Source organism: Kocuria sp. UBA5001 (genome assembly GCF_002398425.1).
GTDB lineage: Bacteria > Actinomycetota > Actinomycetes > Actinomycetales > Micrococcaceae > Kocuria > Kocuria salsicia.
On the sequence record NZ_DGYR01000013.1, the window covers coordinates 84450 to 99885 of the forward strand.

The following is a 15436-nucleotide window of genomic DNA, read 5'->3' on the forward strand; positions in this document are numbered from 1 at the left end:
GCGGTTGCCCAGGGCCATGACTCCGGGATCTTGAGGCGACGTCGGCGTTGCCTGCCTGCAGCTTGGCGGCGAGGAACTCACTGGTGTTGTCGCACCAAACCCCGATCGGGTGGTAGCCGAAGGGCCGTTTGAACGTGGCGGCCGCGTTCTCCTTCTGGCTGTGCGCGATCACGCTCGTGGCGTCGATCTCTAGCACGATGACGTCGGCGAGGTTGGTCCCGGCGACCTTGGAGGCCGGGATGCCGCCGGGCAGTTGGGCCCACATGTGGCGCCGGACCCGAGCACGGGCGGCCGCGATCTTATTCCGTCGACCGGGCGTCATCGACTTCAGCGTGCGCCACACCGTCGGCCGTCACGGACAGGCCCGTCTTCCACGAAGTACGCTTCACCTACGGAGTGCCTTCCAACGCGGAGAACTTGGGACATCGCAATCACAAGTTTCCCCTGCTGTGCAGGCGCTTCCGTGCTTCTACGCGCCGATCACTCCGCGGCGTCGTGAACGATCCGGGCTAGCAGTTTAGTTGCGGTGGCAGCTCCAGCTCCTCCTGCAAAGAGGCCTCCGAAGCACTGCACCGTAGCCGCGTGCTCGTCAGGGGAGGGGCCTTGACCTCGAAATTTGGACCCGTGAGCCATGCATGCCCTGCATCGGGGTGCGATCAGCCGGTCAAGGGCAGGGGGTACTGCTCATCCCACTACGACAAGTGGCAACGGCAGCGTCCGAAGGAACAGTAATAGGCCTACAAGAAATCGCCCCCGGCCTAAGGATTCTGGCCGGGAGCGATCGGGTTCAACTCAAATGCTGCGATTTTCTGGCCCAGTACGATGTTACCGAAATCGCAATGATTGCTGTAGCTATCAACAGGACCACAAACGGCCCCCCATTTGAAAGCGTCAGAGCCAAGGCGAGGGCAACGCTGACCCAAGCTGCGATGATTGCATACATGCCAGTTCTTTGCTGGTTCACTTGCAGTCCTTCCAGGTCATCAGCAGGATGCAGCAGCGCCCACAGCGCCCACAGCGCCACCGCCAACGGCCCCGCCAATGGCGGTGCCAGTGGCCCATCCTGCAGCAGTTCCGGCCCCGGGCACGACGCTGCCGATGGTAGCCCCGGCAGTGCCACCTGCGATGTCCCCGGTCCCAGCACCCCCGCCGGTGCCGAGTGCGCACTTCCAGCCTCTGCTCACGGCTGCAGTCGCCATCGGATTATTGGTTGCCCTCGTCTTGGGATTCCACTGCAGGACGTTGATTGTCACAACGCCGTCTTTTTCCGCGCACTTCAAGGCGACGGTCTTGCCATTCTCGTCCTTCTCCTGAGAGGGAAGCGCCTGCTTGGTACCGTCCTTGGCGACCACAGCAGAGCCATCCTGGGCAGGCTTGTCGCCCTTGGAAAGACGGAACGCCATGTTGGAGTCATCAACCTTCTTGATGTTCCCCTGAACCTTTGCCACGTCGGCCTGGCTCGCTTGCTGTGCCTGAGGGGCAGATGCTTCGGCCGCCATTGACGCAGCGGCCATACCGCCAAGTAGTCCCAAGGAGAGAGCCGCTCCTGGTGGCGCGGTGATTAGTGTGCATCACGAGAACTTACGGAGGAGGCCGTGGTGATCGCAAACACAGGAGGGTCACCGCTGCCAAATAGTTACATAAATTGGCCGTTTGGCTAGACTTCAGAAATTTTGAAATGACCAACCGGTTTGACTTCATCCTCAAACGGGCTTACGGCTTGCAAAGCCGATACATCTTTGGTGGTGGCACGATAGCCATCATCTCGCGGGATGAGGGTGGGTGGGGGGGGCGGAAAAACGCTCATAACAGACATGATGTTAAATATGGGGCGTGAGGTGCAGCTCCACACCCCCCCCCCGGAATGGCCGATAATCGGGGCAGAACCTCTCCTTATGCGCTGCGCACGCGCCCGGCGGCGCCCCCTCACGCCCCCGTCAACGCGTCCACGAACACCTTCTGGATGTCCTGCGGCGTACGCGCCACATGGGACGAGCCACCGGTGGCTTCCGCGATCTGCTGCAGCACCGTGGCGTCCGCGTCCTTCGAGACCCCCACGGTGATGATCCGCACCGGGTTCTCGGTGTCCTGCTCGGCCTTCAGCGTGCTCAGCAGCTCGTCCAGCGCAATGGAACCGGGGTCGTGGTTCATGCCGTCGGAGAGCACGATCACCGTGCGCAGGTGATCTGGGGCGTCGTCGTGGAGTACCTGGCGGTAGGCAGCCAGGGTGGTGTCGTACAGCCCCGTGTAGCCGTCCGGGGAGAACGTCAGGGACTGCGCGTCCCGGGAGAGCTGGTCCCGCTGGGTACCGCCGCCCACCGGTGCGGAGAGCTCGCGCACGGGGGTCACCGACCGGTAGTCCTTGTCTCCGTCCAGGTGCCGCTCGAACGTCCAGAGCCCAAGCGCATCGTGCTCGGGGAACAGCCCCACGGCAGTGGCGGCTGCGGCCTTGGTGAGGTCCATGCGCGTGGAGCCGTCGGGCAGTGCCGTGGTGCCCATGGAACCTGAGATGTCGATGGCCACGAGCGCGTGGAAAGGCTCCGCGAGGTGCTGCCACTGCTCCAGGGCATGCGTCAGAGCGGCGTCATCCGCGGTGGGAGCCTCCGAGACGGGGCGGCTGCCCGGGGTGCTGGCCACGAGCGAGGTGTCCGCGTGCTGGGCGCGGTAGTCCTGCCACTCGCCGCGCGTGACCACGGTGGCCGAGGGGTGCTCTGCACCCGCGGCGTAGGCGGGGGCGCTCGGGTCTGCAGGCGCCGGAGAGCTCGGTGCAGGGTCCTCCGCGATCTGCTGCAGGCGCTGTGCTGCGTCCTGGACGGGGGCGGCGTCCCCCTCGGAGCGGGCCCGCCGTTTCAGTGCCTGCTCGGTGACCGACCGGTCCGCCTGGCCGACCTGCACCTCGCCCAGCGCGCGCGAGATCAGCTCGCGGGTCCCGGTGTCCTCGCCCGGGGCGCCCAGCTCCACGGCAGGGTCCTGCAGCACGGCGGACCAGGTCTTCGCGTCCGTCTCGGAGCCGGCGACGACGACGGGCTCGTCACCGCCCCCACTCGTCTCCCCGGAGGCGCCGGACGCCGTCGGAGAGCCGCCGTCCGTGGGATCGCCGCTCGCGTCGTTGTCCCCCCGTGGGATCAAGAAGATCGCGGCGAGCAGGAGCAGCACGGCCACCACCCCGAGGGCCAGCCAGATCAGCAGTGTGCGGCTCAGCCCCCGGCGTTCGGCGCGGTGCGCCCCGCGGTCTCGGTGCATTCCAGGCTCGGTCATCGTCTCGGTCCCCCATCCCAGGCGGCAGGCCTGCGCCGAGGCGCTACCGGGCCCCGACACCCACTCGGAAACCACACTACGTGGCCGGGACCCGGTGCGGGGTCATCCGGGTATCGGCACAGATGGGGACAACGCGTCGGCCACCTGCGGTCCCGGGTCCGCGAGACGGATCAGCTCCGTCATGAGCCGTGACCCGATGCCCTCCCACTGCCGCTCGGGTGCGACCGAGACCGGTCCGATCCCGCGCACGGGGGTTTACCCGCATGCCCCTCCCCGTGGCCTTGAGGCGGACCATGAATTCCGGGCCGTCGTCGTCGGGGAGCGCGCGGCGGATGTCGAGGTTCATGGCGCCACTGCGCGCAGGGTGGCGCAGGGTTCGCCCAACGTTCATTCGAGGGTGCGATGAGAATCGTTCACAGCGCGCTGGGGAATGGTTCTCACCGAGGCGGCCGTTCCGACGAATGCTGGCGCTCTCCTTGGTTTTTGCGAATATGAGCGCGGTGCTACCGATTGGCGGCACCGTCACCTATGGCCTGCGTGCTCTACGATGCGGCAGGCCCAAAGGAGCTAAGACGATGGCAAATGGCAATCGCGCAGTGGTGTTCCACGGCACCGGCAACATGCAGGTGGACACGGTGGAGTACCCAAAGCTCGTCATGCCGAATGGGAAGAAGGCCCCGCACGGCGTCATCCTCAGGATCGTGGCCACGAACATTTGCGGTAGCGACCTGCACATCTACCGCGGCTCGTTCCCCGTGCCTGAGGGCATGCGCATGGGCCACGAGATGACCGGGGAGGTCGTGGAAGTAGGCTCGGACGTCGAGTTCTTGAGCGAGGGGGACCTCGTCTCCGTGCCGTTCAACGTGGCGTGCGGCCGTTGCCGTAACTGTCGTGCCGGACGCACCGAAGTGTGCGAGACCACCAACCCGGACACCGCGTGCGCCGCGTACGGGTTCAACCTGGGCAACTGGGACGGCGGACAGTCTGAGTACATGTTCGTGCCGTACGCGGACTTCCAGCTGCTGCGCTTCCCGGACCGGGACCAGGCCATGGAGAAGATCCGGGACCTCGCTCTCCTCTCCGACATCCTGCCCACCGCATTCCACGGCCTCATGGAGGCGGGCGCCAAGCCCGGTTCTACGGTCTACATCGCGGGCGCCGGGCCCGTGGGCCGCTGCGGGGCCGCCGCGGCACGGCTGCTCGGGGCGTCCTGCATCATTGTGGGCGACTACAGCAAGGAGCGGCTGGATCTCGTGCGGCAGAACGGCTGCGAGACCATCGACCTCTCCGAAGACGTCCCGCTGACCGAGCAGATCGAGGCGATCCTGGGCGAGCCCATGGTCGACTGCGCGGTGGACTACGTGGGCACCGAGGCCCACGGCATCGGCTCCGAGGCGGAGAAGACGGATCCCGCATATGCCGTGAACCAGGTCCTGGACGCCACCCGCGCGGGCGGTGCCACGGGTATCATCGGCGTCTACGGCCCGGATCCGCTGGCGTCCTCGAAGGCGGAGCAGGAGGGTACGTACCCCATCGACTTCGGCAAGGCATGGATCAAGTCCCCGCGCATCTCTGCTGGCCAGGCGCCCATCATGCACTACAACCGTGAGCTCATGATGTCGATCCTCTGGGACCGCATGCCGTACCTGAGCAAGATGCTCAACACCAAGGTCATCAGCCTCGACGAGGTGCCTGAGGCCTACGCGGCCTTCGACGCGGGCTCGGATGACAAGTACATCATCGACCCGCACGGCATGATCAAGGCCTGAGCAGCCACCGTCTGACCGGACCGAGTCCGGACAGACGGAGGAACCGCGGACGACGACGAGCCCCACCGTACGGCACTCACGGTGGGGCTCGTCGCTGCTTGAGAAGGTCTCCGTCAGGCCATGACGGCCTTCAGGTACGGTGCCGTGGCGCTGTCCGCGTGCGCGGCGACGTCGTGCGGCGTGCCCGCCGCGACCACATGGCCGCCGTCGGCTCCCGCACCGGGGCCCATGTCCACCACGTGGTCCGCCTGGGCAACCACGCGCATGTCCAACTCGGCCATGACCACCGTGTTGCCTGCGTCCGCCAGGCCCTGCAGATGGTTCATGAGCCGGTCGCTGTCCGAGGGATGCAACCCGGCGGTGGGCTCGTCCAGCACGTAGAGGGTGTCCCCGCGCGAGGCCCGCTGCAGCTCGGAGGCGAGCTTGACCCGCTGCGCCTCACCGCCGGAGAGCTCCGTGGCGGGCTGGCCCAGCCGGAGGTAGCCGAGTCCCACGTCCCGAAGCACGCCCAGGGTGTGGTGGATGGCGTCCTCGCCCTCGAAGAACGTGTGCGCCTCGTCCACGCTCATGGCCAGCACATCCGCCACGGAGCGCTCCCGCCACAGCACCTCCAGAGTCTCGGCCTTGTAGCGGGTGCCGTGGCAGTCCGGGCAGGGTGCGTAGATGCTCGGCAGGAACAGCAGCTCCACCATCACGCTGCCCTCGCCCTCGCACGTGGGGCAGCGACCGCCGGCCACGTTGAACGAGAACCGCCCGGCCTTGTAGCCGCGCCGTTTCGCCTCGTCGGTTGCCGCGTAGAGCTTGCGGACGGCGTCGAACAGCCCGGTGTAGGTGGCCACGTTGGAGCGCGGGGTGCGCCCGATGGGCTTCTGGTCGATCACGACGACGCGCCGCACGCTCCCCGGCAGGGAGACGACGTGCCCGCGCACCTCGTCCGCGGCGTCGTCGGCGGTCAGCAGGTCCGCCTCCGGGTCCCCGGTGATCTCCGTGTCCTCCTGGCCGCCGTGGCCCAGCCGCTCGCGCACCAGCACCGGCAGCGCCTGACTGACCAGGCTGGACTTGCCCGAGCCGGAGATGCCGGTGACGGCGGTGAGGCACCCAGCGGGGAGGCTCACGTCCAGGCCGCGCAGGTTGTTGCGCGTGACGCCTTCGAGCTGCAGCCACCCCTGCGGCGTGCGGGGCTCGCGCGCCTCGGCCGACGGCGCATGCTCGGCGAAGAGGTAGCGGCGTGTCGCGGACTCGGGAACGTCCGCGAGACCGCTCGGCTTACCGCTGTAGAGCACCCGCCCGCCGCGCTCGCCGGCGTCCGGGCCGATGTCCACGAGCCAGTCCGCCTCGTGGATCACGGTCAGGGAGTGCTCCACCACGAACAGACTGTTGCCGCGATCCTTGAGCCCGTGCAGGATCCCGATGAGCGCGTCCAGATCCCGGGGGTGCAGGCCCGCGGAGGGCTCGTCGAGCACGTAGACCACCCCGAAGAGCTGGGAGGAGAGCTGGGTGGCCAGCCGCAACCGCTGCCGCTCACCACCGGAGAGTGTGGGTGTGGTGCGGTCCAGGGAGAGGTAGCCCAGGCCCAGGTCGATCATGGGCTCCAGCCGCGCCACGAGGTCCGCCGCGAGGCGCTGCGCGGCGGCACGTTTCTCCACCGAGAGGTTCGGGGTGCGCCGGACGTCCGGTGCGGCGTCGTGCGAGGCACCTCCCTCCGCGACCCGCGAGGCGGTGGAGGCGGCGCGGGCCTCGGCGTCGAGCAGGTGGTCCTCCAGGTGCTGGGCCTCACCCGGGGTCCAGTCCTCCGCGGTCACCGAGCGCGCGATCTCCGCCACGCGCGCGAGCGGCAGGTGCGAGAACTCCGCGATGTCCAGGCCCTCGAACGTCACGGACAGGGACTCGTGCTTGATCTTCTTGCCGTGGCACTCCGGGCACAGTTCGCTCGTGAGGTACTGGGCCGCGCGCTTCTTGGTGCTCGGGCTCTTCGCGTTGGCGAAGGTGTCCAGCACGTAGCGCCGCGCCCCGATGAACGTGCCCTGGTACGTGGCCTCCGCACCTTCCTCCTGGGCCTTGCGCGTCTGGTTCGGGGTGAGCCCGCGGTACACGCCCACCGTGGGACGGTCCTCGGTGTAGAGGATCCAGTCCCGGTCCTTCTTCGGCAGGTCCTTCCAGGGAGTGTCCACGTCGTAGCCCAGGGAGACCAGGATGTCCCGCTGGTTCTGCCCCGCCCACGCCACGGGCCAGGAGGCGACAGCGCGCTCGCGGATGGTCAGCGACGGGTCCGGGACCATGGTGTCCTCGGTAACCTCGTAGACCCGCCCGATCCCGTGGCAGGTGGGGCAGGCGCCCTGCACGGTGTTCGCGGAGAAGTCCTCCGCGTAGAGCATGGCCTGATCCGGCGGGTACCAGCCGGCGCGGGAGTACAGCATCCGGACCAGGCTCGACAGCGTGGTCACCGTGGCCACGTCCGAGCGCGCTCCACCCCCGCCGCGCTGCTGCTGGAGCGCGACGGCGGGCGGCAGCCCCTCAATCACGTCAACGTCCGGGACACCCGCCTGGTCGATCAGCCGGCGCGCGTACGGCGCCACGGACTCCAGGTAGCGTCGCTGCGACTCCGCGAACAGCGTGCCGAAGGCGAGGGAGGACTTCCCCGAGCCGGACACCCCCGTGAACACCACGATGGCGTCCCGGGGGAGGTCCAGAGAGACGTCCCGGAGGTTGTTCTGGCGCGCGCCGCGCACCACTACGCCGTGCTGCCAGGATGCGGTGTCGTTCTGTTCAGTAGTCACCTGGTCCACGCTACCCGGGGGTGCCGTCAGACGGAGCGGACCTGCCGTTCGGAGGTGTCCGGCATGGGGGACAACCAGCCATACAGCGTCCTCGGCACCGTCGACATCCCCGCGGGCGCCGCACGACCGCCGACCACGGGGCGCAGTCGAGTGCTGCTCGAACGCCCCGCAGAGCGACCCGGACCGGGGCCGCGCTCGCCCCGATTGAGCACCATGGGAAGGACGTGGAATTCGAGCGCACGGGTAATCTCAACCTGGCCGGGGAGCCTCACCGGGTGCGGTGGCTGAACGAGCCCACTGCCGAGGACGGTTCCAGCGTCTTCCTGGATGAGCGCGCAGTGCGTGGGCAGGTTCGCCCCCACGCACCCCGCCGGCGGTGGAGGAAGCGAACGTGTGCCATGGTCCACCCCGCCAAACTGGCCCGGGTGGTCACGGAGCTGGGTGGCGAGATCCACGAATACAGCCGCGCGACCGACCTGGGCACCTCGGTGACGGCGTGGTGGCCCACACCGACGCCGGGCTCGTGCGGGCGCCTCGCGCCGTGCTGGCCACCAACGTGTTCTCGTCCTGCTCAAGCACAACAGGCTCAAGTCCGCACCGGTCTACGACTACGCGCTGATGACCGAGCCGCTCACCGACGGGCAGCTGGACCCGATCGGGGGGCGCAACAGGCAGGGCCTGGCGGATCTGGTCAACCTACCGGCTCAGCGGGGACAACGGGGTCCTCTTCGGCGGCTACACCCCCGCTGCTCAAGACCCTGGGCGCCATGGGCCTCGGCCTCGACTCCTGAGCCCGGCGGGGGGCGGTCCTACCGCGGTCAGAACAGCAGCACCAGCACCACGATGACCGCCACGATCACTGCGAACACGATGGCCCAGTTGCGGGCCACGTGGCGGTCCTCGGCCCGGGTCTGCTCGCTGTCCGGGTCCCGGTCCGCGTACCGGTCGCTGCCCACGCCGTAGTACAGCTCGTTGGTGGACGGTTCGCGCGGGGGCGCCGGCGGTCCGTGGCGGTCGGACGAGCCCGAGGGACTGGACGGGTGGGCGGCGTCGTTCCCGTCCTGGGACTCGCCGCTGGTGGGACGTCCCGAGAGGCTGCCCGGCTCCCAGGTCTGCAGCGGTGCGTTGACGCCAGGGCCTGCGATCGAGTCGCGCACGGGCACGCCCTCACCCGGGTAGCGGTGTCCGGGCCGGGAGGGCTCGTCCAGCTCGTCCTCGCCCAGCATCTCGGAGGCCGGGATGCCGGTGGTCGTGACCGCGGGGCCCTGCGAGCCGACGGGAGCCTGCGGCGTCGGCATCGAACCGGGCGCGGACGCCGCCGCCCCACCGTCCCGGGGGTTGTGCGCCGCCGCGCGCAGCACCTCCGAGAAACGGGCCAGTGGCTCCCGCTGTGCGGGTGCCACGTCGTGGGCGACCTGGTCCGCGCGATCCGCGACGGAACGCAGCACTGCAGCGTCGGACAGCCCGAGATCCCGGGCCGCCATGGCGAGTTCGAGGGGCGGGTGAGAAGGGTCCGCGGTGGTGGCCCACTCCAGCAGGCCGGTGCGGACGAGGGAGGACAGGGATTCCCGCAGGGCGGGCTGGAGCGCCGGGACGTCCGCGAGCGCGAGCAGTTCGAGTGGCGGGGTGCTGCCGTAGCCGTGGGCGGCCTGGTCCAGCGGGCCGCGGTGGCCGAAGAGGGCTGCGAGCATGGCGGCCGCCGCGTACCGGTCCTCCACAGTGCGCACGTCCGAAACGCGGCGCATCAGTTCCGCCTGGGCAGGGGAACCCGCCTGGCGGACCGTGTCCAGCAGTGCGGGGTCCGCGCGCACCAGCCGCGCCGGTTCCTGCAGGGCCCGGGCGAGCTCCGGATCCAGTGAGTCACTCATGGCGTCCGCCTTTCTCAGTCGTGGAGAAAGCCTACGGGAGGTCGAGGGCGCGGTGCGGGTCTAGGGTGATCGACTGTGACCCGCACCCCATCTTCGCCGACGCGCAATGCCCCCGGAATCCTGCTGGCGGTGCTCATGGCCGCAATGGCCGCCGGGCCGGTGTTCAACTACGGGGTGGGTGCGCTGAGCGCCACCATCGTGGAGAGCTACGGGATCACCGAGGGGCAGTATGGGTTCATCATCACGGCGGTGTTCGTGGTAGCGGGTCTCGCGGCGCCACTGCTGGGAGTGCTCGCGGACCGCATCGACACCCGCGTGCAGCTCACCCTGATCTTCGGGGGTGTGCTGGTGGCGTTCCTGCTCAGCGCCACGTGGCAGTCCTACGCCATGCTGCTGGTTGCGGCCCTGATTGCGGGTCTCGCGCAGTCCTTCTCCAACCCGGTGACCAACCGCATCGTCGCGCAGCGCGTGCCGCTGGCCCAGCGCTCCGCGTGGATGGGGTGGAAGCAGTCCGGGGTGCAGGTGGGTCTGCTGGTCGCGGGCCTCACGTTCCCGGTGGCGGGCGCGGCGTTCGGCTGGCGGGGTGCCGCACTGTTCGGCGCGCTGCTGTGCGTTCCCCTGCTCGTCACGGGGTGGACCGTGGTCACCCGGCTGCAGCGCCGCGCCCGCGAGAACACCCCGACGACGCCGCCCGCTCCCTCTCCCGCCGCACCCTCCGCCACGGCGTCGTCGGGGGCGCTGCCGCCCGCGGTGTGGCTGCTGACGCTGACGTCCTTCCTCAACGCGGTGGGCACGCAGGGCGTGAACGTGTACGCGTCCCTGTTCGCGGTGCGTGCCATGGGGTACACCGTCACGGTGGCCGGGCTCCTTCTGGGCGCGATGGGAGTGATCGGGATCGGAAGCCGGATCGGGTGGGGCCGGGTGAGCGGCAGGCTCGGCAGACCCGCACCGCTGATCCAGGTCATGAGCCTGGGCGGGATCGTGGGGCTCGGGCTGCTCGTGCTCGCGGAGACGACGCAGCAGCACTGGCTCATGTGGCTGGGCGTCGCCTTCCACGCCGCGCTGCCGCTGGCCGCAAACGTTGTGATCAACTCGGGAATCGTCGCCGCCGTGTCCGGGGAACGGATCGGTGTGGCGTCCGGACTGGTGGCCACCGGGATGTACCTGGGCTTCGCGCTGGGGCCCGTGGTGGTGGGCCAGCTCGTGGACCTCACGGAGGCGTTCACCGCCGGATGGGCCGCCGTCGCTGGGGCATACGTGCTGTGCTTTGTGGCCGCGCTGGTGCTCGGGCGGGTGCAGGCACGCAGAGCCTGAGATGTGAACGGGGCCCGGGGCGCGCAGCGCTCGCTTGGGCCTGGTCCCCCGGCCCGTTGCTTGTGGGAAACCGCACGGGGAGGCGGCCCTGCCGCGTGCCCCGGCCCCCGCACATGTGGTGCGATGGACCCATGAGCACACCTCGCACGGACCTCTCGCAGACCCTCCCCCGCCTGGATGGCAGCAGCTACAGCGCGTACAAGCAGCTCAAGGGTTTGTGGCGGCTCGGGGAGGTGGAGCTCGTCCTGGACCGCGTGCAGTCGGACCCGTACGCCCCGCCGTCCCTCGCGCGCGTGCGGCTGCCCCTGCGCAGCACGGGGATCCCGAGTGGGCTGATCGCCTCGAAGGACCGACGCGTGGCGGCCGGGGACTTCCTCACCCGGCAGTTCTCCCGTGCCGCCCGTGAGCTGGGCCCGCGCGGTGGCAAGGACTCGGGCGGGATCTCCATCCAGAGCACTGGCCAGGAGATCCTCGAGCGCTCGTCCGTCCTGGTGCCGGACCCCGCGGCCACGGATGCGCACGTGGAGGTGCGCTGCGAGATCGCCCTGCCCGCCGCGGGCCGCCGCATCAGGGGCCATGCCGCGCACCGGCTGCTCACCGAGGTGCTGCCGGGCGTCGTCGAGCGCGCGCTGCGGTACGAGAACCTGGACGCCCACGCCCTGCAGGCCCACGTGACCTCCCACCTGGACGCCCAGCACCTGCGGAAGCAGCTGCCGCAGCGTGGACTCGTGGCGTTCGTCGCGGACAGCGCCGTGCTGCCGCGCGCCTCGGGGCACCGGGACGAACCGCTGGCCCGGGGCGCCGTCCCGTTCGAGACGCCTCCGGAGCTGCGCGTGGAGCTCGAGCTCGAAGACGGGTCGACCGTGAGCGGCATGGGGATCCCCGAGGGCGTCACGGTGGTCGTGGGTGGCGGCTACCACGGCAAGTCCACGCTGCTGCAGGCCCTGGAGCGCGGGGTCTACAGCCACGTGCCTGGCGACGGCCGCGAACGCGTGGTCACCCTGCCGAGCGCCATGTCCGTGCGCGCGGAGGACGGCCGGGCCGTGAACCACACGGACGTCTCGCCGTTCATCAACAACCTGCCCACCGGCGCGGACACCCGCGACTTCAGCACGTCCAACGCCTCCGGCTCCACGTCCCAGGCGGCCGCCACTGTGGAGGCCGTCGAGGCACAGGCGGCGGTGCTCCTGCTGGACGAGGACACGTGCGCCACCAACCTCATGGTGCGGGACGAGCGGATGAGGGCCATGGTTCCGGGCGAACGCGAGCCCATCACCCCGTTCGTGGACCGCGTGGGCGCCCTCTACACGGAGCGTGGGGTGTCTTCCATCCTGGTCACGGGGGGCTCCGGGGCGTTCCTGGACGTCGCGGACCTGGTGGTGGCCATGGACGCCTACCGCGCCGTGGATGTCACCGACCGCGCCCGGCAGGTGGTGCGGGACTTCCCGCGCCCCGAGGACATTTGTCCTGCGGCATCCTTCGGGGAGATCCGCCCGCACGTTCCTGGCGGTGCCTCGGAAGCACCCGGCACGGTCCCGGCCGAACGCGGTGCCACCCCGTCCGGACCAGGTGCCGCGGGGCACGACGCCTCCCGGCCCGGTCCGCGCCATGGCGCCACCCAGCGGGGCGGCAGGGACAAACCCGCTCGCGCTCGCGGTCTCGACACCATCCAGTGGGGCCGCGAGGACGTGGACCTCTCCGCTCTGAGCCAGCTCGTGGACCCTTCGCAGACGGAAGCGATTGCGCGGCTTCTGGAGGAGGTCGAGCGCACGGCCGACGGCCGCACTCCTCTGACCGAGCTGGTGGACGCGGCACTGGAGCGGGTGGTGCGGGACGGACTGGACGCCCTGGCCCACCACCGCGGCCACCCGGGCCATCTGGCCCTGCCCCGTGCGCAGGACGTGGTGGCGGCCTACCACCGGGTGCGCCGATGAGGGGCAGCGCGTGATCCCGGCAGCGGTGTGCGTCCCCTCGTACGGCTGCTCCCTCGGGGCAGAGGAGGGGCAGAAACCCGCGGCGGTGGAGCGCCGGCGGTGCACAGGCCGAGACTCGCGGAGGAGAAGGGGAGGAGAGACGCGCAGGTGGGGAGCGACGTCTTCCGGGGTTAGTTATCCACCGCGCGGCGAATGTCCTCCAGCGAAGTCAGCTCGCCCGCGTTGATGCGTTCGCGCACCGACTCGTACTGCTCCTGGGAGGACGCGAACGGGATCTCCCGCCCCTGGGCGTCCAGCAGGCGACCGTCCACGAACTGGTCGCCGTCCTGCAGTGCGCCGGCCTCGCGCGGGGAGAGCACCCGCAGCCCCACGGTGTTCATGCCCATGGCCTCGGTGGTGCGCCGGCTGCGGCCCACCTCGTTGAAGAAGAAGTTCAGGAGCAGCGCGGCCACGGCGGCGGACGAGATACCGGAGGAGAAGATGATGCCCACCCAGTCGGGGAACGCGTCGTAGAAGGTGGGGACCACGATTGGGACCATGCCGAAGGACAGGGAGACGGCCACGATGATCAGGTTCATGCCGCCCCGGTAGTCCACGCGGGCCAGCGTGCGGATGCCCGAGGACATCACGGTGCCGAAGAGCACAAAGCCCGCACCGCCCATCACCGGCAGGGGGATGGCGGCGATGACCTGGCCGAGCACGGGCAGCATGCCCAGTAGCACCATGAACACGCCGCCCAGTGCCACCACGTAGCGGCTCTTGACCTTGGTGATCGCCACCAGCCCCACGTTCTGCACGAACGCCGTCTGCGTGAACGAGTTGAACACGGGTGCTACGGCGGAGGAGAGCATGTCCGCGCGCAGCCCGTCCGCGATGCGTGCGGAGTCGATCCGCGAGCCCGTGATCTCGGACAGGGCCAGGATGTCAGCGGTGGTCTCCGCCATGTTCACCAGGATCACAATGCCCATGGCCACGATCGCCGCCATGTGGAACGTGGGCGCACCGAAGTGGAACGGCGAGGGCAGTGCGACCCACGGCCCCTGACCCACCTGCGAAAAGTCCGCCATCCCCGTGGCCCACGCGAGCACTGTGCCGGCCACGATGGCCACAAGGATGGCCAGACGCGAGAGCACGGCACCCCCGAACTTCGAGAGCAGCAGCACGGCGAGCAGGGTGAACCCGGCCAGGCCGATGTTGGCGAGGGAGCCGTAGTCCGGTGCGGCGGCGTCGTCGCCCATGGACCACCCGGCCGCCACCGGGACCAGGGTGACGCCGATGGTCGTGATGATGGAGCCCGTGACCACGGGTGGGAAGAAGCGCAGCACGCGGGCGAAGAACGGTGCCACCAGGAAGCCGAACGCGGAGGCCACCATGATGGAGCCCATCACCGACTGCATCCCGCCACCGGTGGCCAGCACGGAGAGCATCGTGGCGATGCCCGTGAAGGACACCCCCTGCACGAGCGGCAGCTGCGAACCCACCCGCGGCAGCCCCCACGACTGCAGGAACGTGGCGAAACCGCCCACGAACAGGGCGGCAGCCACCAGCAGGGCTGTGGTCGAGGCGTCGTACCCGGCGGCACTGGCCACCACGAGCGGAACAGCGATCAGTCCGCCGTACATGGTCAGGATGTGCTGCACCGCGTACGCCACGGTTCGTCCGGCTCCCAGCCGCTCGTCCTCCGGGCGGGCGACCCGCTCGCCGGGCAGGGTGGACGGTGCTGAACTGGCCATGGGGATCCTCGATCAGGAAGGGCAGGAGGGGACAGGGAAAGTGTAGGCGCGGTGGGACCGGGTTCCGATCTGGGGCAGGGAGGGCAGAGCGACCGGGCGGCACCGTGGGCCGGACGGCTGCACGTGCGGGCCGTGAAAACCGACTAACCTACGGGAATGGCCTTTCACGCGGACTCCACAGAACTGGACAACAAGGAAATCCTGACCTGGGAGGGGTTCGGCGCCGCCAGCCGTGAGCTCGCCCAGCAGATCGTGGACTCGGAGTTCGCCCCGGACATCATCATCGCCGTCGCGCGCGGTGGTCTGCTGCCCGCTGGCGCCCTGTCCTACGCGATGGGAGTGAAGCTCTCGGACGCCGTGAACGTCGAGTTCTACACGGACGTCCACGAGACCCTCCCGGACCCGGTGCTGCTCGCCCCCATGCTGGACACGGACTCCATCAGCGACAAGAAGGTGCTGGTGGTGGACGACGTCGTGGACTCCGGCCGCACCCTCGCCCTCGTGCTGGAGCTGCTGCGCGGCTACGGTGCCGAGTGCCGCTCCGCCGTGGTCTACGAGAAGCCCCGCTCGGAGGTCCGCCCGGACTTCTCCTGGAAGTCCACCGACGAGTGGATCGTCTTCCCGTGGTCCGCGCAGGAGCCGGTGACCAAGCAGGGCTGACCCGCCCGCGCCCGGCCCGCGCCGCGCCGTCGCCCCCTCGGGCCCGGGCTCCGGCGCACATGAAGTGCAGAAAACGACGCCTACCAGGCGGCAGACGTCGTTTTCTGCACTATTTTCGTACGG

Annotated in this window: 10 protein-coding genes; 4 read left to right on the top strand and 6 right to left on the bottom strand. The window is 69.6% G+C overall.

All coding sequences use genetic code 11. The features are described from left to right. The 3 genes from B3G12_RS08305 to B3G12_RS08315 form a co-directional block, all read right to left on the bottom strand. Positions 1–265: transposase (locus B3G12_RS08305; protein ID WP_290499883.1), on the bottom strand; the 265-nt coding region annotated here is incomplete at its 3' end. Between the two features lie 718 nt (positions 266–983). Continuing rightward, entirely contained in the window at positions 984–1514 is a 531-nt protein-coding gene (locus B3G12_RS08310; protein WP_290499884.1) for a hypothetical protein, read from the bottom strand. A 412-nt stretch (positions 1515–1926) separates the two neighbouring features. Then, on the bottom strand, positions 1927–3258 hold the full coding sequence (locus B3G12_RS08315; RefSeq protein ID WP_290499885.1) for a VWA domain-containing protein: 1332 nt from the start codon (positions 3256–3258) through the stop codon (positions 1927–1929). A gap of 575 nt (positions 3259–3833) precedes the next feature. Here B3G12_RS08315 and B3G12_RS08320 point away from each other — a divergent pair. Next, complete coding sequence (locus B3G12_RS08320; RefSeq protein ID WP_055083551.1) at positions 3834–5027, top strand: glutathione-independent formaldehyde dehydrogenase; 1194 nt, start codon at positions 3834–3836, stop codon at positions 5025–5027. Between the two features lie 113 nt (positions 5028–5140). On the opposite strand, the gene B3G12_RS08325 is transcribed toward B3G12_RS08320, so the two are convergent. Continuing rightward, positions 5141–7804, bottom strand: a complete 2664-nt coding sequence (locus B3G12_RS08325) for an excinuclease ABC subunit UvrA (RefSeq protein ID WP_144941373.1) — start codon at positions 7802–7804, stop codon at positions 5141–5143. Positions 7805–8622: 818 nt separating this feature from the next. Next, entirely contained in the window at positions 8623–9672 is a 1050-nt protein-coding gene (locus tag B3G12_RS08330) for a hypothetical protein (protein WP_145011830.1), read from the bottom strand. Between the two features lie 75 nt (positions 9673–9747). Here B3G12_RS08330 and B3G12_RS08335 point away from each other — a divergent pair, with 75 nt between their 5' ends. Next, positions 9748–10986, top strand: a complete 1239-nt coding sequence (locus B3G12_RS08335; RefSeq protein ID WP_145011832.1) for an MFS transporter — start codon at positions 9748–9750, stop codon at positions 10984–10986. Between the two features lie 131 nt (positions 10987–11117). Further along, positions 11118–12920, top strand: coding sequence for an ABC-ATPase domain-containing protein (locus B3G12_RS08340; protein ID WP_145011835.1), 1803 nt, complete (start codon positions 11118–11120; stop codon positions 12918–12920). A gap of 170 nt (positions 12921–13090) precedes the next feature. Here B3G12_RS08340 and B3G12_RS08345 read toward each other — a convergent pair whose 3' ends face one another. Then, the gene (locus B3G12_RS08345) at positions 13091–14653 is read right to left on the bottom strand and encodes a nucleobase:cation symporter-2 family protein (RefSeq protein WP_145011838.1); all 1563 of its coding nucleotides are present in this window, start codon (positions 14651–14653) and stop codon (positions 13091–13093) included. A 156-nt stretch (positions 14654–14809) separates the two neighbouring features. Between B3G12_RS08345 and B3G12_RS08350 the strand changes: the two genes are divergently transcribed. After that, complete coding sequence (locus B3G12_RS08350; RefSeq protein ID WP_126874877.1) at positions 14810–15313, top strand: phosphoribosyltransferase; 504 nt, start codon at positions 14810–14812, stop codon at positions 15311–15313. The last annotated feature ends 123 nt before the right edge of the window (positions 15314–15436 follow it).

Coding starts and splice junctions, on each gene's coding strand:
- B3G12_RS08310 (WP_290499884.1), bottom strand. CDS start 1,514: ATGGCCGCTGCGTCAATGGCGGCCGAAGCATCTGCCCCTCAGGCACAG.
- B3G12_RS08315 (WP_290499885.1), bottom strand. CDS start 3,258: ATGACCGAGCCTGGAATGCACCGAGACCGCGGGGCGCACCGCGCCGAA.
- B3G12_RS08320 (WP_055083551.1), top strand. CDS start 3,834: ATGGCAAATGGCAATCGCGCAGTGGTGTTCCACGGCACCGGCAACATG.
- B3G12_RS08330 (WP_145011830.1), bottom strand. CDS start 9,672: ATGAGTGACTCACTGGATCCGGAGCTCGCCCGGGCCCTGCAGGAACCG.
- B3G12_RS08340 (WP_145011835.1), top strand. CDS start 11,118: ATGAGCACACCTCGCACGGACCTCTCGCAGACCCTCCCCCGCCTGGAT.
- B3G12_RS08345 (WP_145011838.1), bottom strand. CDS start 14,653: ATGGCCAGTTCAGCACCGTCCACCCTGCCCGGCGAGCGGGTCGCCCGC.
- B3G12_RS08350 (WP_126874877.1), top strand. CDS start 14,810: ATGGCCTTTCACGCGGACTCCACAGAACTGGACAACAAGGAAATCCTG.